The organism is Microbulbifer maximicatervae (SeqCode) (genome assembly GCF_056231245.1).
In genome coordinates this window covers 2,905,527-2,926,133 of record NZ_CP174334.1, presented here as the reverse complement: position 1 = coordinate 2,926,133, position 20,607 = coordinate 2,905,527, and the positions used below count along the sequence as shown (strand labels likewise).

Sequence of the window (20,607 nt, the reverse complement as noted above, 5' to 3'; positions counted from 1 at the left end):
CTACTTGGCCAACCTCGCTTGTAACTTCTTTAGGGCCAGTCGCACGCGGGACTTTACCGTGCCCAATGGTAATTCCAGCTCCTTGGATATCTCACTGTGGGATTTTCCCTCCATATACGCCTTTTCCAAGACGTGGCTCTGTTCTGCTGGCAGGCTGTGTAGGCCTTCCGCAACTTCCTTTTCGTTGCGTCTTCTCTGTAGAAATATCAACGGTTGGTGTTCGGGGGTTTCATCCCAAACATCCATGGCTTCAATAATCTCGGCGTTTTGATGACGCCCGTTGCGGCGCAACATGTCGATACGAGTGTTGCGCATAATGGTGAATATCCAGGTGCTGGCAGAAGCCTTACTGGCATCGAAGCTGGGGGCCTTGCGCCAGACTTTAAACAGGGTTTCCTGAACTAGCTCATCGGCGGCTTCAGCGCTAATTGCCTGAGTGGTGCGGCTGTGATGGAAACCCTTAATTAGTGGGGCAAAGTGGTGAAAGAGCTGCTCAAAGGACTGGCGATCACGCTCCGCACCGACTCGCGTCAGCAGGGCACTCCAGTCCTGGTCCTCTCTTTGTGGCAGTTTCACCGGGCGTATTTCACTTTTTGCTTGGGGGCTATGCGCCATGTTAACGGTCTTTCTGTCGTTGTCGATACTCACGCAATCAAGCATGTGTGGAAATTAGTGTTGAGACCTGTTGTGGTACATCCGTGTACCACACTCTGCAACAGACTCTCAGGGGGAGACTTCCAAGTTGTCTGATAACTACTTACGCAGAGGGGGCATAACTGGATCTCCCTGGCCTACCTTTTATTAAGCGGTGATCCAACCGATGGGGTGTGGCGTATTTATCTGCAGCTTGAACAGTAAGGAATCCGATGATGAGCGCGTTGATTGAGGAGCTAGAGGAGTACTACAAAGACTTCCTGATGCAGGAAACTGGCAGCCTTGGATCACTATATAGCGACGATGTCATTTTTTGTGACCCGTTGCATCGGATAGAGGGATTGCCTGCTTTAAAGAGTTACTTTGCGGGAATGAGCAGGGGGCTTACCCAGTGCCGCTTCCAATTTGATGATCTGCCGGTGGTGGGCGAGGGCAGCGCCTGCCTTTCGTGGACCATGCACTACCGACACCAATCACTCAAAGGTGGACGCCCATTACAACTTCGTGGCTGTAGCCTGTTGCGTTACACCGATAAGATTCACTACCACGAGGACTTTTACGATATGGGTGCCATGGTCTATGAGCAGGTGCCGGTATTGGGCTCCTGCATTGGTTTTATCAAGTCGCGAATGGAGCGCAACTAAGTGTCCCAGGGGATTCGCGATAAAACCATCTGGATCACAGGTGCTAGTTCGGGTATTGGACGCGCGCTCACATTGCGCCTGGTGGAGCAGAATAATTTTGTGATTGCCAGCGGTCGCAGGCTGGATGCGCTGACGGAGTTACAGAACATAGCCCCCAGTCGCCTCAGGGTATTGGACTGTGACCTTAGTGATGATGCGGTAATGCCGGGAGTTGCTCGGCGATTAGCGGACTTCACAGATCACCTGGATATGGTGATTGCTTGCGCTGGTACCTGTGAATATGACGACGACCTTCAATTGGATATCACCATGTACCGGCGGGTTTTTGATGGCAACTTCTTTGCCTTGGTGAATACCTTGAAATGCGCGCAGCCACTGTTAGCCGCAAGCCGGACTCCGGTTTTTGCCGCGCTCGGTAGTCTCTCGTCAGTGGTGCCTTTTCCCCGCGCCGAAGCGTATGGCAGCTCCAAAGCGGCGGTGGCCTATTTTTTAGAGTCGGTGCGCGCCGATACCAGCCTCACTCCACTTCGAGTAGTTCAAATTCGCCCGGGGTTTGTCGATACCCGCCTTACCCAGCGCAATGATTTTGATATGCCCTTTTTAATGACTCCAGAGCAAGCTGCCGAGCGCATTGAACGCGGGCTCTGTGGCGTTGGGAGCACAGTTGATTTCCCCAAACGGCTCAGCTGGCCTCTGCGGTTTCTGGGTTTTTTCAGCTCAATCTGGTTCCGTTTTTGCGTACCCAAAATGACAAGAATCCGCACTCTAAGGAAGAATTGATGCGAATCGCTATTGTTGGCAGCGGCATTGCCGGTCTTACTGCCGCTTATCTATTGAATCGAAAGTACGATGTCACCCTGTTTGAAGCACAGGCGCGCCTGGGAGGGCATACCGCTACGGTTGATATTGACGAGGGGGAACGCCGGTTAGCAGTGGATACCGGCTTTATTGTTTACAACGACTGGACCTATCCGAATTTTATTCGCTTGCTTAAAGAGCTGGGAGTTCAATCCCAACCCACCTCCATGGGCTTTAGTGTGCGCTGCGATCAGGAGGGGTTTGAATATGCGGGTAACAATCTCAACAGCCTGTTTGCACAGCGCTCGAACATCGTCAGCGCTGGGCACTGGCGTATGCTCTGGGACATTGTGCGCTTTAATCGTAATGCCCTCCGCGACTGGCAGGAGGGGAGGCTGGGCGAGACATTGACCCTGGGTGAGTATCTACCTGCGAACGGTTACTCCGCGGAATTCGCCAATCGCTATTTGGTACCTATGGGCTCGGCTATCTGGTCTGCCAGTGTGGCGCAAATGCTGGAGTTTTCTGTCAGTTTCTTTGTCCGCTTCTTTGTCAATCACGGCTTGCTCAACTTGGTGCGTCGCCCGCAGTGGCGAGTGATCAAGGGCGGGTCGCGTGAATATATTGATCCGTTAATACAATCTTTCGCAGATAAAATTCGCTTATCTACGCCCATTGAGGCGGTGCAGCGCTGCAGGGAAGGTGTGAATGTTCGCACCGCAGCAGGGGAAAATTTGGAGTTTGATGCCGTTGTTTTCGCTTGCCACTCCGATCAGGCCCTTCAATGTTTGACCGACCCCAGCGGCAGTGAGCAAAAAATCCTGGGGGCTATACCCTATGCAAAAAATGCCGTGGTCCTGCATACAGACAGCACCTTACTACCCCGTCACCGTCGCAGTTGGTCGAGTTGGAATTACCAATTGCGCAGTGAACAGGATGCACTGCCTGTTTTGACATACAACATGAATATACTTCAGGGATTGAATACAGAGAAAACGTATTGTGTCACTCTGAATGCCGAAGAGCGTATCGATCCCAAGTCTGTGCTCGGTCGTTTTGAATACTCCCATCCCCAGTTCTCTGTGGCCGGAACACGAGCGCAACAGCAGTGGGATAGTATTAATGGCGTTAACCGCACCTGGTTCTGTGGCGCTTATTGGGCAAATGGATTTCATGAAGATGGCGTAACGAGTGCGCTGCGAGTGGCTCGGGGGTTGGGTGTTGACTGGTAAGGAGGCCGGTATCATGGAAAGTGCGATTTATACCGGTTGGGTGGAACACCGGCGCTTCGCGCCCAGAGCTCATCAGTTTCGCTACCAGGTTTTTATGATGTACGTCGATCTGGCAGAGGTGGAAGCCATTTGTCAGCTCTCACCTCTTTGGTCCTCCCAGCGGCGAGCACCTGCGAGATTTTGTCGCAGTGATTTTTTTGGCGATGAATCCCTCAGTCTTGATGAGGCAGTTCGACAGCGGGTGGAGGAGGAAGCGGGAGAGCAGCCTGCGGGACCTATTCGTTTGCTGGCCAATTGGCGTTACTTTGGCTACAACATGAATCCACTCAGTGTTTACTATTGTTTCGATGCTGAGGGCCAGAATGTGGATTGGCTGCTCCTGGATGTACACAACACACCCTGGAAAGAGCGTCACAGCTATGTTTTGGATTGCCGTAATAATACCAAGTTGCAAAAAGCGACCTTCGCAAAAACATTTCATGTCTCGCCTTTTATGCCCATGGCCCAAGGGTATCGATGGAGGGGGACAAAACCTGGAGAAAAGCTGACAGCTTACCTGCAAAATTTTGATGCGAGTGCCGAGGATACAGAAGATGGCACTCGCCCAATGTTTGATGCAACCCTGAGTTTACAGCGCTGTGAAATTAGCGGCCGATCGCTTAATTCAATATTGATCCAGTACCCTTTGATGACCGTAAAAGTTATAGCCGCCATTTATTGGCAGGCACTGAAATTATGGGTCAAGCGTATCCCGGTATTTTCGCACCCTCGCGATGACGCCGAGGTTCAGGCAGGAGATAAACAACTATGAGAGCAGTTCAGGAAGTTGATCAGGCTTCGTCGTCAAAATCAGAAGTATCGGCACAGTCCTGGCTCGTTCGCCTGGCGCGCAAGCTGGTGTTGGAAAAACTCAAGGGTATTGATCGTGGCCACTTGCTAATCGAAGAGGGGGAGCAGTGTTACCACTTTGGCCAGAGACCAGAAGAAGCAGAGATCTCGGCACATATTTGCGTACATGATCCATCCAGTTATATACAGGTGCTATTAAACGGAACCATTGGTTCTGGAGAAGCCTTTATGCAGGGCGCCTGGACCTCAACCAATACCGTGGACCTGATTCGCCTGATGGTGGACAACATGGAATTGGTGGAAGGCATCGATAGTCGTTGGAGCTATTTACCTCGATTAGGCCTGCGCTGGTTACATCAATTAAATGCGAATAATCGCAATGGCTCACGCAAGAATATTTCTGCACACTATGACCTGGGCAATGAATTTTTCCGGTTATTTTTAGACAGGACCATGCTGTATTCATCTGCGGTCTACCCGTCTGAAAATGCAACTCTGTTTGAAGCCTCTAATCACAAACTGGAACTGATCTGCCGAAAGCTAAAGTTAAAACCCTCCGATCACCTCCTTGAGATTGGTACTGGGTGGGGTGGTATGGCCATTCATGCTGCCAAGTACTATGGCTGTAAAGTAACAACCACTACTATCTCCCAAGAGCAATATGACTATGCCCGCCAATGGGTGAAGCACGAAGGGTTAGAGGAGCAGGTGACCCTGCTATTACAAGACTATCGGGACCTGAAAGGTAAGTACGATAAAATTGTATCGATTGAAATGGTGGAGGCGGTAGGTCACGAATTTCACAAGACCTTCTTCGCCGGTTGTAGCGAATTACTCAAAGAAGATGGCCTGATGGTGATGCAGGCAATCACCATTCGCGACCAGCGCTACCACGAGTATCGTAAAGAGGTCGACTTCATTCAGCGATATATTTTCCCCGGTGGCTGCCTGCCATCTAATCAGGTTATCGCGGACCATATTGCCAATTCAACAGATATGCAGATTGTTGGACTTGAAGACATCACCGCCCATTACGCCCGCACATTAAGTGACTGGCGCAAAGCATTTCTTGAGCGAATTTCCAAAGTGCGCGAGTTAGGTTTTGATGAGCGCTTTATCCGTATGTGGGAATTCTATTTATGCTATTGCGAAGGGGGATTTTTGCAACGAGTGATTGGTACCGCCCAATTTGTGTTCGCCAAACCTCGGTTTTTGGGCAGTTTCTAAACTCTCTCAAGTTAATCTTGTGAAGTGTTTGCCTTTCAGAATGGCTCAGGATCAAGGCGTGATTTCAGGAGACTGTTTAAACTTTTTAAGAGTTTGCAACCCAAGGATATTACGGAATCAACCAGAGGCTCTCCTGCATGTGGCGTTTTGTCGCTAATGCCTTACTTTTCGATATCGCCTGGCCACTGTGCGTCATAGTGGCCAAGGTGTGGTTGGTGGTTCCCTTTACTCTGTTGAACCTTTTTATACATCTGCGCTATATCGCCAATTTGCCCAGGGAACCGCTTTGGTTAGCGGGGGTGTTTATCTTTGGTGTGTCTATAGACTCTATCTTGTTTCATTTGGGGGTGATGCGAAATGATAGTGGCTCCTCCTGGCCTCCCTTATGGCTGATCTGCCTGTGGTTGAACTTTGCCATGACCTTGCGATACAGTTTGGTTTTCTTACAGAAAAATCTATGGTTGGCGGTAATCCTGGGTGGTTTTTTCGGACCATTTAGTTACTTTACCGGTGCATTCCTAAATGGCACTGTGGAATTGCACAGGCCCCTGTGGCAATCCCTGGGAACATTAAGTGTAATTTGGGCCTGCATCCTGCCGTTGTTTGCCTATTTGGCAAGAGAGATTTGTCAAAAAGAGGTGAGCAATGCTTGAATTTATTGCGATGTCGGCTATTGCCGGAACTAACTGTCACTATGAAGGGCCTTTCCTGGTAAAAGGTCTGGCCTATGATCCGGATAATCAACAGTTACAGTACTGTGAATATTATACTTCGCAAGATAATGGCGAAATAACTGTTTTCTACTATGCACCCCAGGGTGATTTAATAGCAGAGAAAACCCTTCGAGAGCGAAATGGCCCCGCAGCTGGTCGCAGTGCCTTACCTAGTGTCACTCAAATAGATCGGAGGCACGGTGAAGTCCGTGAAGTCCTTTGGGATGACGGCCAGTGGATGATGCGCTATAGAGCCAACGAGGGCGAAGCCTGGAAAGTAAGTTTGCGAGAGGCACGAAGTGTTGATGTAGTTGATGCAGGCTTTGATACTTATGTGCGTGACCACTGGGACTTATTGTCCTCAGGAAAAACTCTTAAATTCAATTTTGCTTCGCCACTGCATGGTCGATCGATAAAGCTGCGCGCTAAGGCAGTATCCTGTAATCAAGCGGCAGGCGAAAATACTTGTATACGAGTAGATATTGCCCAACCTCTTATCCGCCTTTTCGTAGAGGACTTAAATCTCACTTACGATACGGAGAGTCGGCGATTAAAGAGTTTTAAGGGCATAGTAAATATCCTCGATCCACAAGCGAAATCTCAAGAATTAGAAGTGTTTTACCAATATTCAATTCTGCCTATAGGAACCCAGCCTGCAGATCCATAGAAAAAAGGCGCCCTCCACTAATAGCTACAACACTATTTACGCCTGTTGAATTTGTTGCCCAGCGGGTCATTCATTTTTAGGCGCCGGACTGGCGCCAAGTTCTACCAGCAGCTAAACCTAAAGAAGAAAAGCGTGACAAGCTCACTATCCTGTGGCGAAAGCGATATGGGGTGTTTGATGAAGACTGCTATTTCTGCAACTGCTGGAATTATGATGTCGCTGCTTTACGGCTGTGCGAATCAGCCAGAGCAGGTTCCCGGTGCCGGTGGAATCGTTATCGATACCTGGGGCGTTAACATGAATCAGTATCAAGCGGACCTTGCAGAGTGCAAGGGAATCGCTTACTCCACGTACAGTGACCAAGGGCGCAGAACAGCTGCCGGTGCTGCAGGTGGTGCTGTAGTAGGTGGTGCGCTTGGTGCAATAGTCGGTGACAGCGGGCGTGCTGCGGTAGCCGGAGCCGGTGCCGGCGCGCTTGTTGGGGGCTTGTCAGGGGCGGGTAGTGCGAGCTCTGAGGCAACCTACATTATCAAGAATTGCCTGGTTGGTCGCGGATATCGAGTGTTGAATTGATCTTCTGCGTAAAACTGCGGTCCAATTTCTCATCAGTCCTCTGCTATTCAGCAACCTCACAGGACTTGACACTGGCCGGGGGAAGTACCCCCGGCCTTTTTTCTGTTTTACAGCTTTAATTTCAATCTTTTACTTTCTCCCGGTTAACACTTTTAATTTCTGTGCTAGATAGTAGGGCCACTAGTTTCTAGAAAATAAAATTGTAAGTGTGCAATAAAGTCTACAGCTGAATGGCGTCTAAACTTTTAAGGTCATTTGTGATTTCCTTTTCTTCAAGGAGCCCGCCATGTCTACTGCATCAACTATTAATGCCTATGCAGTCTTGGAGGCCGGCGGTCCATTTAAGACCTACCAAATTGCAGCTGGAGAGTTGGGTGCAACAGAGGTTGAACTGGAAATCATGTACTGCGGCATCTGTCATAGTGACTTGAGCATGATTGAAAATGAATGGGGTATTGGACAGTACCCTATGGTTGCCGGTCACGAAGTCATCGGCCGTGTCACCGCGATGGGGGAGCAAGTAGCTCATCTTAAAAAGGGCACGGTGGTTGGGTTGGGGTGGAATTCAGGCTACTGTGAAACATGCCATACTTGCCGAATTGGTGACCTCAACTTATGTAGAGAGGCAAAGTTCACCATACTCACCAATGGAGGCTTTGCGGATAAAGCCAGGGCGGATATGAGTAGCCTGGTTGTTATCCCTGATGGTGTGGATTATGCATCGGCCGGCCCCCTTTTATGTGCGGGTATTACCGTATTCAATCCATTGGTCCAATTTGATATCAAACCCACTGACAAAGTGGCTGTGATTGGTATTGGTGGCTTGGGCCACCTTGCCTTGAAGTTTTTCCATGCCTGGGGCTGTGAAGTTACCGCGTTTACATCCAGCGAGGAAAAACGCAAAGAAGCCTTAGCTCTCGGTGCTCATAAAACACTGAACTCCCGTGATCCCGCAGAGATTCAAGCTGCGGCAATGAGCTTTGATTTTATTCTGTCGACTGTGAATGTCAGTCTTGATTGGGATCTGTATATCCAGGCTCTGAAACCTAAAGGGCGCTTACACTTTGTTGGAGCTGTAACTAACCCAATCCAATTTACTCTATTTCCCTTGTTATTTGGGCAGCGCTCAATTTCAGCATCTCCAGTCGGCAGCCCTGGTACCATCGAAACTATGCTTGAGTTTGTGGCGCATCATAAGATCAAACCTGAGATAGAGATTTTCCCAATGAGCCAGATAGAAGCGGCATTTGAGCATTTGAAATCTGGTAAGGCTAAGTACCGGATTGTTTTGTCGCAGGAAGGGTAGGGATATTTAACTGGATCAGCTTCTGGGTGAGGAGAGCGCAAAGTCACACTACAAAGGAGCTTAAATTAAAAAGTATGGGGTTGGGATTTAGGCAGAAGCAATTCATTAGAAATCGATAAGGTCAGTTAGTTTTTTTCATAGTGAAGAACATACGGCCATCCATTCCTTTTCTCTCCATAAGTCCTAGAATATGATCCTCATCGACTTTTCGCATCATATCATGCATAGGTATCGTGTCATAAATCATAGTGGCACTTGATTTCCCTCTGTGTTCCAAGATGCGCAGGCGGGCTTGGGCTTTTGTGGTTATATGTAGTTGTTGGGTACGGAAGAACAAAGGGGCATCGTAAGCGTTGATAGATTTGAAGTCTGAATCCCAGCATAGTAAAGGATAGACCGTTTCAGAATCAATAAACTCTTTGCCGTACCAGCGTTTTCCTGCATCCATTTCATGCTGTAAAGGATGTTGTGTGTTAAATCCTTGCGCTTCCCATCGGCCGATAAGAGAGTTTATTGATATAGGTGAGAGATTATCGTAAAACTCAAGCAGTTCTTGTGGATCTACCTGATCCAGTTTTTTAAGTTTTTCTAATGTGGTTAAGAAGTGCATGAGCTTGATTTAGTAGGGTATGTTTCTGGAGCATGTAATTGGGAAATAGCTTTCCAACATAACTAATACTGAGTATAGAAGTAGGAATATTAATAATCAATTATTCTTGCTGTGCTTGGCCGCTGATTTCAATGATGGTTACCCCCTCCGGCAGAGAGCCTAGAAACACTGGTCTTCGGTACAATATTCTTTGAGGAATTGGGTAAAACTAATACCTTCCTGGAACTGCACCTAATTACGAGCCATGATCTTTACCACTGTGAATCAGGTAAATGGCCGTGTCTATGTAGAGTTCATTGTGACCTTGCAGGGTGATAATTAGGGGGCTCATGTATATTTCAGAAGCCAAGAATAGAAAATATCAAAGAACTATTCAGGTGCTAGGGAAGTCAAATTCTTACACCTTTCAGGAAGCAGTGAGGGTATCTGGTCTTATAGCCTGTCTGGGAGGGGTGGATCAGGTGCCCAATACTGCTGAATGTAATACAAGTTGACCATTTGTATTTTTGTACTGCTCAACTGGAATCAGCCAGTGCTCGTGAAATTTCTGCTAGAGACTCTGGTATCTTCCAAATTTTTACAGAGGTTGGGCATTTTTTATCTTGAGCGGGTGGGAGAAATTTTCTTGCACCAATAGTATCCACCTGGGCATTATATAGAACTATAGGAGCACCAGGCTCATAAAGCAGCTGAGTCCATTGTTGGTTTCTATACCTTATATTTTCTGTTGCATGATCATTGAAGCTATGAGCTGCAGGCAGGTCCATACATAGGGTTGCACCCTTAGTCCCCCTTGCGGAGGATTAATTTTAATGTGTACATTTATCATCCAGTCGTTGTAGCTGGGCAGTTTAATCATCAACAAAAGATGACAAATGTCATATATATTTGATAACAGAAATGACTTACCCAATTTCCGCTATTGCCTGATATTACATATAAATATTATTTCTGCACCGGTGTTACGGTGTTTATGGAGGCTTACATTGATCAAGAAAGTTTCTTTAATCATTGGCACGATAGTATTCCTTCTGGTGTTAGCCTGTACTGTTTGGGTCCTTACAACACCCCCGCTTCCCAAAGATATCCAGAAACAGCTAAATTTGAGTCTTGAGAAACCACTACCTGAACTGATCTCCGGTCAGAGCGGATATGTTCGCTCAGGGAGCCTTAAAATTTGGTATCAACTTAAAAGCCCAGAGGGGATACCTGTTCGTGGCACAGTGTTACTGATAAACGGTATGGGCTCTTCTTCTTTGTACTGGCCATCTGAAGTCTATGAGCCACTCTTAGCTGCTGGCTATCAAGTACTACTCACCGATCATCGTGGCTGCGGTGCCTCGAGTTGGGTTACCAACTGGGCTAAGGAGACCGCTTACGACCTTTCCGACATGATGCGCGATAACCTTGCGGTTATGGACTCCCTGGGGATTAAGCAAGTTCATGTTATGGGCGCCTCAATGGGAGGGATGATTGCGCAAGAAATGGCCCTGCAATTCCCCAATCGCTTGAAAAGCCTTACTTCAATCATGTCCTCAGGTTTTCTCGACGACCCCGAGTTACCCCAGGGAAAAACCTTCAGATACAATATGCTTCGGCTATTTCTTCGCTATGGACTCAGTGGCTCCGATGAGGGTATGGCTAAGTTGATGGTAAGTACTTATCACAGTCTTCAGGGGCAGGGAGGCTTTGATGTTGAACATATTGCACACACCACTCTCTACGAACTACGTCATAGGCAAGGATTTGATCATAATCTGCCAATTCAGCAATTTACAGCAATCTCTCTTTCTGGCTCGCGATTAGAGCGATTGGAGGGCTTAGAGGTCCCCACTATGGTTATCCACGGTGATAGAGATCCCCTGTTAAGTATTGCTCAAGCCAAAAAGTATGCAGCTCGCATTCCTGGTGCTAAAACGTTGTGGGTAGAAGGTATGGGCCATGCCATGGCACCTGTATATGTGAAACAATGGATGGAGCATGGAGTACAATTTTTGGAAGCTAATAACTAATGCCGGGATATCACTATTTACACTAAATGGGCTTACAAAAAGAAAAGGCCTCAGGATTACTGAGGCCTTTTTGTTATATGCTGGTAGTCGAAGTTTCTAACAGTTAATATTTTTGGCTGGCGGTCCTTAACTTAACGCCAAACACCCCATTGGCCGGTTGTACCCGGCTCCTCGCCCCTTGTCCACCATCCGGCAGTCCATGTTTCACCATTGTGGCTAACGATATCACCTGCGGTGTAGATTTCGTTGCTATCCCAAGCTTGAATACTGGGATCTGTGGGATCTGTGGGATCTGTGGGATCTGTGGGATCTGTGGGATCTGTGGGATCTGTGGGATCTGTGGGATCTGTGGTAGTTGATGGTTCAACAGTAAATGAGTAGATCTCGTCATCAACAGCAGAGTCACCGCTTACGGTTAACTTGAAACTTAATTCATGCTGTTCATTTGTTAAGCTTGACGTGTCGATTACCAGTGCACCACTGGGCCCGGTTGCGGTTTCAACAGGGCTTCCACTTACCTGTGACCATTCCGTATTATTGATATTTCCGGCGCTTTCTCCCGATGAAAGTACCACTAAATCCCCGTGTTCTACTCTAGCTATATCAAGCGGTTTTAAAACCTTAGGTGTGATAGCAGCTATTAATTCACTACCGTTGCTTGTAATAGTGAATTGACCGGAGGCACGTGAGTCTTTGGAGTTGAAGTAGTTACCATGTAAATCACCCTGGAAGTACATGTAATGATTCATTTCTTCATGCCAGCGACCAATAAAAACATTTCCATTGTGGTTTGATTGGTACCAGCCGGTGACTTGAGAAGCTAAAAGCCTGTCCCAGTCATTCTTATTATCCTCGGTAATTGCCAGCGAAAATGATGAGTGTTCCTCACCATTTTTATTGAATACCGTATAATTGACGGTGTCCCCCACATTAACCGAATCTATACTAATGTCTTCTGGAATAAAGGTGTTGCCTTGAATCAGGTGCGGCTGTGTGGTGCCGGGATCAGGTTCGCTAGGCGGTTCAACATCACTATTTACAATAGTGATATCACTACAGTTGTAGAAGCCTTCACCAACTGGGTCTACTCGCTGCCAACGTACAAATAAAATTGCATTACCTACCCTGTCTTCTGGAATGGTGACATTCATTCGATATTGACCATTGACGACAGGTACGTCCCCTTCTTCCTGGATAAGCTCAAGGTCATCCCATGCCAGTGGTTGTGACAGGTCTGCATCCGCTTTCGTAAGGTAAAACTCCCAAAAAGATGGATTGTGTGGCGCTGTTGCCTGGAATACGTACTCGAATGTTCCAGCATTAACTTCTACACGGGTCCAGGCATCAGTTGCTGCGCCCATCCCTTTTTTCTGCGAATCATTTGCATAGCAAAGAGTTCCATCAGGAATGGCACTTTTTACAGCGGCAGAATTATTGTAGTCAGGGATGTTAATAGAGAATTCGTTGTGTTGTTGGAAAGGATAAGATCCAGAAATGGATTTTGCCAGGGCACAGCCTGGATTGGATGGTGTTCCAGACCAGATATTGCCTTGATCATAGCAAATTTTTTGCCTGGCTTTTGGAAATTCAGACCAGCCGTGAGCGTGTACTTGTAAGCTGAAAGGTATCAGCAACATTGTCGCAAGCGCGCTTTTTTTTCTTAAAAGCATAAGGTTACTCCTGGTTTACATTATTCTCGTCGATTTATTTAGAACGACTGGAATATTAAGTTCAATTTCCTGGTGAATACTGTGAAATAAGTTGGTGTTTGAGAGTGCCGGCCATTCTTTCCTTGTCACCAGGATCAAAAAATTCAGTTAGTAAATAATTACCCGTTAAAAATTGCTAATAAGACAGACCTTTCACGTGGACATGGGTTCCATGCCATACATGAATTAACATGTTTTAATAAAATTTACGTTTCCATTAATCAATAGTTGCTTGAGTAGTGGGTCAAAAAATGAAGTTATTTTTGGTGTTTTGTGACAATGTGATGGCTGTCAAAGAAAATAAAGCATGAAGGGCGGTATAAAAGCTTGAAATTTATGTGCTAAATATAGAGGGCTCTACGGATTAATGAAAAGGAAAAATACACACTAGCCTCATTAGATTGCCTAAATTGTATTGGAGCAGGAAGGTTTTCTGGGGGGCTGAAAAACCGCATTGTTTGAGGAGGTTTGTCTCATAGCAGCATAGACTATTGCAAAGTAAATTTATTGCACTTTCGATGGTCTAGTCTCTATCTATTCTTTAAGTGAATGTTAATTTATTTGGGTGGAGCTGATAGGGGTTAGACGAGAATAGGGGGAGTGACAATGACAAACCAATAATTGAGAAGCTTCGGCCTTCAAATATGTAGCGGGCAAAAATTGAACTGTAATTATTTTTTCAATCTATTTGCTTGTTGTATCAGATAAATCGGTCAATAAGTTAATGCTGTAGGCATCAATAGATTCAGGTGCTGGAGCTGATTTGTATATCCTTGTACTTATTTTTATAGATATTAGGTCTCAGGTGGAGCTTATCAGCTTTAAGCGATTATCAATTAGCTTGTATACCTTTAAGTTGTTATTAAATGCCCCGAGAAACCATGAGCCACAGGCAATCCAATATTCAGCATCATGTTCTTTTAGAATAAAAATATCTTGGACATCCGATGTCCTCCAGAACAGCTTTCCTTTTAGGAGATAGTAGTTTTTGAGTTCTACAATTTCTATATTTTTGCTTCTTGCCCAAGATCTTATCTCTCTCCTAAAATATCTGGATTTTGGCGGAAGTACCACATACGGAAGTCCTCCAAGTATTAAGAATAAAAGTAAAGGTAGACTCCCTCCCAATTCAGGACCGAACGTATGGACTAGACTATCCAGGCCAACTGCTACTATTAGAATTAGAATCAATCTCATTTAACAATCCTAGCGGTTTCAAGCCCTATGGAGAGAGCGGCAGAAAGTGAAATATTCACTGTAGGCACATTTTTGTATCTTTCTTTAATTACCAGATCTAAAAAGCACTTAAATAAAAACTATTTATCTGCATCATCGAATAAATGCTCTCACCATTTTGGTTTGGATGCTTCAGTCATTTTCTGACTGCCATTAATCCTTAAAGCCGTTTTGATAAAAGAGTTTTTCACTCTTTAAATCGCAGTCCATCGGCTAAAAGTGCAACCATACGTCCTACTTGCCCAGATGAGTCTTCAGATGAGGACATCCCCAATCTCGCAATTCCTCCAAGTAGTTCATCTGCAGTTATATCTGAACGAACATCTCCCGATTCTATTGCTGCACCTAACACCATAGCGAGGGCAGGCCTTAAGTGCTGGTCAAAATAGCTTGGAAGGGTTTCAAAGGCTGGATCGCCTGAGTGCAATACTTCGGATAGCCCTCGCTTAGTGGCAAAAAAGGTCGCAAATATTTGCATACAGCTGGCCAGGGCTTCAAAGGGGGGGAGGTGTTTAGCTTGTTCTATCACTTCCTCAGAGCAGCTATCGATCTCCCTGCGGAAAACTGCCGCGATCAGGTCTGCCCGCTTCGGGTAGTGCCGATAAAGAGTGCCTACACCGACACCGGCCTTACCCGCAATCTCCCGCACTGGGGCATCTACGCCGGAGGTGGCGAATACTTCCTTGGCTGCCTGGAGCAGGGCGTCATGGTTGCGCTTGCCGTCGGCTCGCTTACGTTGGCTCGAATTAGTGTCATCAGGTTTTGGCATATCTACCCCTTGCTAAACGGAACATTGCTCCGCATATTTAATCGGAACGTTGTTCCGATTTTGCCATAGCCATGTGCTGTAGCCAATGGCTCATGAGCTGTATCTATGAGGAGACTGACGATGCACGGTAGACCAATTGCATTGATAACTGGTGCTAATAGGGGAATAGGATTACAAGTCGCGAGGGACCTGAGTGCTAGAGGCGTTTCTGTCTTAGTTGGGGCTCGTGATTTGAAGCTGGGGCAAAAAGCCGCTGATTCCATAGGCGAAAGCGCTTGGCCTATTCAGCTAGATGTTACTGATGAGAGCAGTATCCGAGTTGCAGCTAACACTATAAGAAAAGACTTTGGCCGTCTCGATATATTGGTTAATAACGCGGCGATTAGCCATGCAGGGGAGTCTGGAGTAACTCTGGCGGAAATCGGCAAAAAGACTCAGGTTAGCGCTGTAACTTTGGCTGAATTACGTGAGATATTTGAAACTAATGTTTTCGCGGTTGTAGCGGTTACTCAGGCAATGCTACCTCTTCTAAAACTCTCTCCTTCTGCCAAAGTGGTTAATGTTTCTAGCGGTGCTGGCTCGTTGATGAGCCATTCAAATCCTAAGAATCCGGCACGAAAAATGTTTGGTGCCTACTCCATGTCAAAAACTGCGCTAAATGCTGTGACTATGGCTTTCTCAATTGATCTTGAAAAATCAAACATAAAGGTAAATGCCGTATGCCCTGGGTTTACTTGCACTGGCTTAAATAATTACGAGGGTGAGCAAACTGTAGCAGAGGGTGCGAGGGAAATTGTGCGTGTCGCCCTTCTGGGCCGAGAAGGGGATTCTGGTACTTTTACTAGCTTTAATGGTTCTATGCCATGGTAATTCGGTACTGATTGCAAATACCAGTGGCCACTTTACTGAGTTCTATTAACCCCATCAATCAAGTGGGAAATTAAAGTTGAAGGAGAACAATTTATGACAATATCAGATCACACATCAGTAAAAAAACAAGGCCCTTTTGTTATACATCATGCTGTATTACTGCCTGACTCGGTCAGGGGGCAAGAGCTAAAGGTTCGTGTAATCGCACCGGTGAATGGTGAAAACTTACCAATCGTTATCTTCGCCCATGGATACAAATCACCACCTTATGGATACGCTCCAATAACTGAATTTCTCGCCTCTTTGGGTTTTGTAGTTCTGCAACCAGTTTTCCTGGATTCTGAGGTGCCAGATGATGACCCTAGAGTGCCTGAAATCTGGCAGTATCGAGTATCTGACATGAAGAGAGTTCTGGATGAGCTGGACAGTATCGAGAAAGCTGTTTCCATGTTGCGCGGCCGTCTAGATAAAGAAAAGGTAGTTGCTATTGGGCATTCCTATGGAGCACAAACTGTAGGTATGTTACTAGGGGCTCGGGTATTAAATGAAGACAATATCCCTGGCCCCGATTTATCAGATAAGCGGGTGAGAGCGGGTGTTTTACTTTGTGCAACTGGAACGGGCGGAGAGAACCTATCCCCTTTTGCGGCCAAGTTCTTCCCATTTATGAATCCAAGTTTTACGGAAATGACTGCTTCATGCTTAGTTGTTGCAGCGGATCAGGATAATTCCCCACTGAGTACCCGTGGGCCAGACTGGTTTACTGATGCTTTTACTTTGGGAACTGGTGCAGAGTACTTGCTGACCCTTGTGGGGGCAAAGCATTTACTGGGTGGAATTAATGGGTATGGCGTTATAAGTGAAGAAGAAAACAATCCTGCCCATGTATCAATTGTGCAGGCCGTAATTTCTGCGTACTTAAGTAAGCAGTTCTATGAGAAAAACTCCGTTTGGGACGTGTTACTAAGCACGCTAAAAAACCAAGATCCATCTATTGGTTTTGTTGAAGAAAAGTCAGCCAACACTTTTATGGCTTTATAGTCTGGAAACCTGTTGATTCTTTTCATTCAATTAATCAGTTTTTCTGGGCAGAAAGCGAAGCCTCCACTTCGCCTTTAATCACGTTAACCTTCAGTGAATGATCTGGTAGTGTGATGAGTATACTTATCCAGGCTTTAATTGCATTGTAGTGAATACTATATTGAGTCGCTATATCGATAGAATATCTGATTCACACCCAGGAAAAGATATAACGATTGTAAGGCGTATTATTTAGAAAGCCAGGACTATAAATGGCAGGAATATTGGTTGTGTGTAATTTATACAATTTTACGGGGTTTGATTCCTTATTCTATTCTGTGTCAATATTTCTGACATGTATCGTTGTGGCTTTGTTGGGTGCCCTACATTGCTAATACGACTTGGAATTTTAAGAAGAAGGTTGTGTTGTGGATAATGCCATTTATTGTAACTCTATATATTACCCGGGACTTAATCCATGAGAGTTGCGATGCTGGTTGTATTATTGCTAGTTAGTGTTGCTTATCTAAGTAGGCCGGAGAAAGCGAGTGAGTTACTTGCTGAGTACTGTGAAGATTCTCATCCAGATAAATCATTAGCCTATTGCAGACAGCAAATAACAACGCCTCAAATTAGATGTGGTGTACTGAAGGGAACTTTAGAAAAAGATGGTACTTGTGTTAGGTGGGGACCGCCAAAAGGGAGTAGGCGCGGGCTTGATAATGATATCAACTTGTAAACTTTCGCTGACTTAGTGAGCCTAAAATAATCCCTAGATCTTCTGGCCACAGTTCTAAATTGGGGTAATTAGCTAAGTTAGCTGATATTCACAGTCTTGGCTGGCGATATCTTCAATCTATAAGTACTTAAGATCTAGCAGGGTTCCTATCTCAGCAAAAATTGCAGTATTCAGTTCTCTAATTTATGAGGCTGTCCCGAGAGCACTTTCACATTTGAAGTCAAAGCTCCTCTCCAAAATCGGTTGTAGTTTCTTATCCGGAATATACCCCCTTAGCCAGCTGAGAGGCTCTCCGCTGGAGGCTATAAGGAAACTAAATGGAGTTCCGGGAGTTTCGCCCAGTACTTTTTGAAGCTGTGTGCTTGCTTGAAGCATGGGGAATTCCGGGCGTAGCTTTCGATATTCATTCAGTAGGGCTTTTCGGGAGCCATTGATACCCAGGGCGATGGGTTGAAACTGTTGGGGGCACTCGCTGGTCAGCCGGTTGAGTACTCGAACCTGGCGAAAGCACCAGGGGCAGTCAGGTTCAACCAGTACTATCAAGCTGGGTTTCCCTTTGAATTGCTGCAAGTTGATACGCTCGGGGCCGGCGAGGCTGCGCAGTTCAAAATCGTAAAGGGAAATGGCAGCTTCTGTTGCGCCAGCAGGCGCAAACAGAAGTGTGATTAGTGCGAGCCAGGTTCGCATTATAGGTTCCAGTCGAAGCCCAGGTAATATTCACGCCCTCGTAGCGGGCCGTAGATATAGGCTACGTCGTAGGCACCACTGGCATCCCAGAATAGAGGGCTCTCACCTTCCTCAACCTGGGTGTAATCTGTCAGGTTATTTCCGCCCAGATACAGGCTCAGATTTTCTGTGACGTCAAAGGTTAATTTAAGATCTACTGTCCAATAGGCGTCTGCGCTTGTGCTTTTTAAAGTGGAGTCGCCCAACTGGTTGAAACCTTCGTAGCCAAATTCATCCAGATCCCGGGAGCCTACCCAGGTAGCGCTGGCATATAGCATCCAGTAATCGGCTTTGTAATCCAGATTGAATAGTGCACGCTGCTCTACTGGAGCAATGGCAAAAGATTCCCGGAAAACATCGTCGTAGTCATAGGTCTCCAGTGTGCCACCGATGGACAAATTTTCGGTGAGCGCATAGCCGAGAGTGATATCGGCAGCACCTACGGAGGCGCTTTCCTGCATCTGGGTAAGCAGTGGTACTCCATCCTCGGTTTCGCTCAGTGCTGCGAGGTTATCTACTTCGGTAAATGCCAGAGACAGGGTGCTGTTGAGGCGTTCTCCCTCGAAGCTCAATGCATAAGTTGCGGATAGAGATTTTTCAAGGTTTTCGATCTCGATGGCAAAGCCATCACCGGCATCAAGAATGCCGTGATCTGTTTCGAAAAAGGATAGGGGGGCTCGGTATCCTCGTCCCAGCGCTACCCGGGAGGTCCACTGGTCGTCGTGCAGATAGCGGAGGTCTATACGCGGGGCGACCACCGTTTCATCGATCTCTGTACCGGGTTTTTGCTCGGCGACAAAGTCGGCTTTGGCGTTGTCTACGCGTATGGCCAGTGCCACTTCAAGATCCGGTGAAAGGGTCCAGGTGTCCTGTATGTAGAGGCCGGTGGTCTGGTAGTCGAAACTGTCTTCGATGTAATTATCACTTTCCTCCCCTGAGACAGAGTCGGAGCGCATGGATTCATCGCGAAGATCGACACCAAAGGTGAGCATGTGCTGATCGTTAAGGATCAAATTGTTGCGCAGGTCGAAGTAGTTGAGTGTGTCTGTAGCGGTGTAATCGAATCCTTCGTAGAAGGAGTCCTGCTTGTGCTCAGACCAGGCGACAGTAAACAGCGTGTTATAGGATTCGCTGAATTCGTGGAGCCAACTTGAGGAAATTTCACTGCGAGTGGTGGAGATCCATTCGGTAGTTTCCCAGGGTTTGCCAATGTATTGCTGCCGCACATCGTCGTCGACAAACAAGTGGTCAGATTCCACACCATCGTAGACTTGTAGGACGGAACCAATGCTGTATCCCTGAGGGCCGCCAAAAATACTGGAGTCAGTATAGGCTGTGCGCAGTACCACGTTGTCCCGCTCACCCAGGTCATGGGAGAGGCGAACTACATAACTGGTGTTCTCTTGCAGCGGTGCTTCGCTAACTCCGTTGTCATCATTGTCCATCTGGTGGTGCTTATCATCCTGAATGACCAGCGATGTACGGGTGCGTTCATCATCGCTTACATAGCCGCCCATCATGCCTAGAAAATAGCTGTCGTTGTCCTCCATAGAGGCATTGATGTTGAGGCCGGTTTCCTCGATTTCCTTGGAGATGACATTGATGGTTCCGCCGATTGCTTCGGGTGCGAGCAGCGATGCTCCCGCACCTCGGGCCACTTCGATACGAGAGACACCCGTTGTGGCCAGAGCATCCACTGCGTAATAGCCAGCCATCATGGTGTGAAGAGGAACGCCGTCGGTGAGGATGGTAGAGTGCTCACCGCGCATACCGTTCAGCATTATTCGTTTGACCCCGCACATGGAGCACTCATTGGAAACCCGAACACCGGGGGACTTTTCAATGGCGTCAGTGAGGTTAACCGCCTGCAGGGATTTGATCAGACTTTCATCAACAACCTCAGTTTTCTGGATTGCATCCAGCAAGGCTCCGCGCTCATAGAGGCGCTGGCGCACGCCGACTACTACGGTTTCCTCCATTACCGTGGGCTGATCTGAAGGAGTTTCATTGGCGAGGGAGGCGGGTACTGCGGCTGCGAGTGCGGTAGCTAGCAGGGTTTTGCGAAACATGAGAGGACTTCCAGCAAGTAAACTGCCGAACATAATAATGATTCGCATTTGCGTGGCAAGTGAGCAAAGGTGGTAGTTTTAGCGGCTTTGGATTTAGCGGGCGAGGATGTAAGGGCGCTAATTTAGCGGGGGACACTCAAGGAGCCTATGGATTTCTTTTGGGTTGGCTTAGTGAGTTGCTCTT

20 protein-coding genes are annotated in these 20,607 nt (G+C 46.9%); 12 read left to right on the top strand and 8 right to left on the bottom strand.

Features of this window, described 5'->3' with window-relative positions; translation table 11 throughout:
• A complete protein-coding gene (locus ACJJIS_RS12605) occupies window positions 1–615 on the bottom strand; it encodes a sigma-70 family RNA polymerase sigma factor (protein WP_413665318.1) in 615 nt (204 codons plus the stop codon).
• 254 nt (window positions 616–869) lie between these two features.
• On the opposite strand from ACJJIS_RS12605, the gene ACJJIS_RS12600 reads away from it, so the two are divergent.
• The 9 genes from ACJJIS_RS12600 to ahr all read left to right on the top strand — a co-directional run bounded on the left by ACJJIS_RS12600 (window position 870) and on the right by ahr (window position 8,663).
• Window positions 870–1,298 (top strand): nuclear transport factor 2 family protein, encoded by a 429-nt coding sequence (locus ACJJIS_RS12600; RefSeq protein WP_413665319.1) that lies wholly within the window; start codon window positions 870–872, stop codon window positions 1,296–1,298.
• On the top strand, window positions 1,299–2,078 hold the full coding sequence (locus tag ACJJIS_RS12595) for an SDR family NAD(P)-dependent oxidoreductase (RefSeq protein ID WP_444912749.1): 780 nt from the start codon (window positions 1,299–1,301) through the stop codon (window positions 2,076–2,078).
• On the top strand, window positions 2,078–3,328 hold the full coding sequence (locus ACJJIS_RS12590; protein ID WP_475708259.1) for an NAD(P)/FAD-dependent oxidoreductase: 1,251 nt from the start codon (window positions 2,078–2,080) through the stop codon (window positions 3,326–3,328). The genes ACJJIS_RS12595 and ACJJIS_RS12590 overlap by 1 nt, the downstream gene beginning before the upstream one ends.
• 13 nt (window positions 3,329–3,341) lie before the next feature.
• The gene (locus ACJJIS_RS12585) at window positions 3,342–4,139 is read left to right on the top strand and encodes a DUF1365 domain-containing protein (RefSeq protein WP_445358589.1); all 798 of its coding nucleotides are present in this window, start codon (window positions 3,342–3,344) and stop codon (window positions 4,137–4,139) included.
• Complete coding sequence (locus ACJJIS_RS12580) at window positions 4,136–5,404, top strand: class I SAM-dependent methyltransferase (protein ID WP_444905635.1); 1,269 nt, start codon at window positions 4,136–4,138, stop codon at window positions 5,402–5,404. The genes ACJJIS_RS12585 and ACJJIS_RS12580 overlap by 4 nt, the downstream gene beginning before the upstream one ends.
• A gap of 137 nt (window positions 5,405–5,541) precedes the next feature.
• Window positions 5,542–6,057: a DUF2878 domain-containing protein gene (locus tag ACJJIS_RS12575; protein WP_444896832.1), complete on the top strand. Its 516-nt coding sequence runs from the start codon at window positions 5,542–5,544 to the stop codon at window positions 6,055–6,057.
• Window positions 6,050–6,784 carry a hypothetical protein gene (locus ACJJIS_RS12570; protein WP_444896833.1) on the top strand — a complete coding sequence of 245 codons (735 nt, stop codon included), beginning with the start codon at window positions 6,050–6,052 and terminating at the stop codon, window positions 6,782–6,784. The genes ACJJIS_RS12575 and ACJJIS_RS12570 overlap by 8 nt, the downstream gene beginning before the upstream one ends.
• 177 nt (window positions 6,785–6,961) lie before the next feature.
• Window positions 6,962–7,357 carry a YMGG-like glycine zipper-containing protein gene (locus ACJJIS_RS12565; RefSeq protein WP_444896834.1) on the top strand — a complete coding sequence of 132 codons (396 nt, stop codon included), beginning with the start codon at window positions 6,962–6,964 and terminating at the stop codon, window positions 7,355–7,357.
• Between the two features lie 286 nt (window positions 7,358–7,643).
• On the top strand, window positions 7,644–8,663 hold the full coding sequence (gene ahr / locus ACJJIS_RS12560) for an NADPH-dependent aldehyde reductase Ahr (RefSeq protein WP_444905634.1): 1,020 nt from the start codon (window positions 7,644–7,646) through the stop codon (window positions 8,661–8,663).
• A 121-nt stretch (window positions 8,664–8,784) separates the two neighbouring features.
• Here ahr and ACJJIS_RS12555 read toward each other — a convergent pair whose 3' ends face one another.
• Window positions 8,785–9,273, bottom strand: a complete 489-nt coding sequence (locus ACJJIS_RS12555) for a DUF4334 domain-containing protein (protein WP_444957366.1) — start codon at window positions 9,271–9,273, stop codon at window positions 8,785–8,787.
• Between the two features lie 515 nt (window positions 9,274–9,788).
• Window positions 9,789–10,040: a hypothetical protein gene (locus ACJJIS_RS12550; RefSeq protein ID WP_444905632.1), complete on the bottom strand. Its 252-nt coding sequence runs from the start codon at window positions 10,038–10,040 to the stop codon at window positions 9,789–9,791.
• Window positions 10,041–10,259: 219 nt separating this feature from the next.
• Here ACJJIS_RS12550 and ACJJIS_RS12545 point away from each other — a divergent pair, with 219 nt between their 5' ends.
• Window positions 10,260–11,285, top strand: coding sequence for an alpha/beta fold hydrolase (locus ACJJIS_RS12545; protein WP_475708258.1), 1,026 nt, complete (start codon window positions 10,260–10,262; stop codon window positions 11,283–11,285).
• A gap of 131 nt (window positions 11,286–11,416) precedes the next feature.
• Here ACJJIS_RS12545 and ACJJIS_RS12540 read toward each other — a convergent pair whose 3' ends face one another.
• From ACJJIS_RS12540 to ACJJIS_RS12530, 3 genes are all read right to left on the bottom strand, one after another.
• Entirely contained in the window at window positions 11,417–12,955 is a 1,539-nt protein-coding gene (locus tag ACJJIS_RS12540; RefSeq protein ID WP_475708257.1) for a lytic polysaccharide monooxygenase, read from the bottom strand.
• Window positions 12,956–13,795: 840 nt separating this feature from the next.
• Window positions 13,796–14,191: a hypothetical protein gene (locus ACJJIS_RS12535; RefSeq protein ID WP_444905629.1), complete on the bottom strand. Its 396-nt coding sequence runs from the start codon at window positions 14,189–14,191 to the stop codon at window positions 13,796–13,798.
• A gap of 226 nt (window positions 14,192–14,417) precedes the next feature.
• A complete protein-coding gene (locus ACJJIS_RS12530) occupies window positions 14,418–14,999 on the bottom strand; it encodes a TetR/AcrR family transcriptional regulator (RefSeq protein ID WP_444916781.1) in 582 nt (193 codons plus the stop codon).
• A gap of 120 nt (window positions 15,000–15,119) precedes the next feature.
• Here ACJJIS_RS12530 and ACJJIS_RS12525 point away from each other — a divergent pair, with 120 nt between their 5' ends.
• Together ACJJIS_RS12525 and ACJJIS_RS12520 are read left to right on the top strand one after the other, a co-directional pair.
• Window positions 15,120–15,869 carry an SDR family NAD(P)-dependent oxidoreductase gene (locus ACJJIS_RS12525; RefSeq protein ID WP_444916782.1) on the top strand — a complete coding sequence of 250 codons (750 nt, stop codon included), beginning with the start codon at window positions 15,120–15,122 and terminating at the stop codon, window positions 15,867–15,869.
• Window positions 15,870–15,962: 93 nt separating this feature from the next.
• Window positions 15,963–16,910, top strand: a complete 948-nt coding sequence (locus tag ACJJIS_RS12520) for an alpha/beta hydrolase family protein (protein ID WP_475708256.1) — start codon at window positions 15,963–15,965, stop codon at window positions 16,908–16,910.
• A 901-nt stretch (window positions 16,911–17,811) separates the two neighbouring features.
• On the opposite strand, the gene ACJJIS_RS12515 is transcribed toward ACJJIS_RS12520, so the two are convergent.
• Window positions 17,812–18,315: a TlpA family protein disulfide reductase gene (locus tag ACJJIS_RS12515; RefSeq protein WP_475708255.1), complete on the bottom strand. Its 504-nt coding sequence runs from the start codon at window positions 18,313–18,315 to the stop codon at window positions 17,812–17,814.
• The gene (locus ACJJIS_RS12510; protein WP_475708254.1) at window positions 18,315–20,423 is read right to left on the bottom strand and encodes a TonB-dependent receptor plug domain-containing protein; all 2,109 of its coding nucleotides are present in this window, start codon (window positions 20,421–20,423) and stop codon (window positions 18,315–18,317) included. The genes ACJJIS_RS12515 and ACJJIS_RS12510 overlap by 1 nt, the downstream gene beginning before the upstream one ends.
• Window positions 20,424–20,607 lie beyond the last annotated feature (184 nt).

Bases quoted from the DNA above. Each gene is read 5' to 3' on its own strand.
- ACJJIS_RS12605 (WP_413665318.1), bottom strand. From the start codon at position 615: ATGGCGCATAGCCCCCAAGCAAAAAGTGAAATACGCCCGGTGAAACTG.
- ACJJIS_RS12600 (WP_413665319.1), top strand. From the start codon at position 870: ATGAGCGCGTTGATTGAGGAGCTAGAGGAGTACTACAAAGACTTCCTG.
- ACJJIS_RS12590 (WP_475708259.1), top strand. From the start codon at position 2,078: ATGCGAATCGCTATTGTTGGCAGCGGCATTGCCGGTCTTACTGCCGCT.
- ACJJIS_RS12585 (WP_445358589.1), top strand. From the start codon at position 3,342: ATGGAAAGTGCGATTTATACCGGTTGGGTGGAACACCGGCGCTTCGCG.
- ACJJIS_RS12580 (WP_444905635.1), top strand. From the start codon at position 4,136: ATGAGAGCAGTTCAGGAAGTTGATCAGGCTTCGTCGTCAAAATCAGAA.
- ACJJIS_RS12575 (WP_444896832.1), top strand. From the start codon at position 5,542: ATGTGGCGTTTTGTCGCTAATGCCTTACTTTTCGATATCGCCTGGCCA.
- ACJJIS_RS12570 (WP_444896833.1), top strand. From the start codon at position 6,050: ATGCTTGAATTTATTGCGATGTCGGCTATTGCCGGAACTAACTGTCAC.
- ACJJIS_RS12565 (WP_444896834.1), top strand. From the start codon at position 6,962: ATGAAGACTGCTATTTCTGCAACTGCTGGAATTATGATGTCGCTGCTT.
- ahr (WP_444905634.1), top strand. From the start codon at position 7,644: ATGTCTACTGCATCAACTATTAATGCCTATGCAGTCTTGGAGGCCGGC.
- ACJJIS_RS12555 (WP_444957366.1), bottom strand. From the start codon at position 9,273: ATGCACTTCTTAACCACATTAGAAAAACTTAAAAAACTGGATCAGGTA.
- ACJJIS_RS12550 (WP_444905632.1), bottom strand. From the start codon at position 10,040: ATGGACCTGCCTGCAGCTCATAGCTTCAATGATCATGCAACAGAAAAT.
- ACJJIS_RS12540 (WP_475708257.1), bottom strand. From the start codon at position 12,955: ATGCTTTTAAGAAAAAAAAGCGCGCTTGCGACAATGTTGCTGATACCT.
- ACJJIS_RS12535 (WP_444905629.1), bottom strand. From the start codon at position 14,191: ATGAGATTGATTCTAATTCTAATAGTAGCAGTTGGCCTGGATAGTCTA.
- ACJJIS_RS12530 (WP_444916781.1), bottom strand. From the start codon at position 14,999: ATGCCAAAACCTGATGACACTAATTCGAGCCAACGTAAGCGAGCCGAC.
- ACJJIS_RS12525 (WP_444916782.1), top strand. From the start codon at position 15,120: ATGCACGGTAGACCAATTGCATTGATAACTGGTGCTAATAGGGGAATA.
- ACJJIS_RS12520 (WP_475708256.1), top strand. From the start codon at position 15,963: ATGACAATATCAGATCACACATCAGTAAAAAAACAAGGCCCTTTTGTT.
- ACJJIS_RS12515 (WP_475708255.1), bottom strand. From the start codon at position 18,315: ATGCGAACCTGGCTCGCACTAATCACACTTCTGTTTGCGCCTGCTGGC.
- ACJJIS_RS12510 (WP_475708254.1), bottom strand. From the start codon at position 20,423: ATGTTTCGCAAAACCCTGCTAGCTACCGCACTCGCAGCCGCAGTACCC.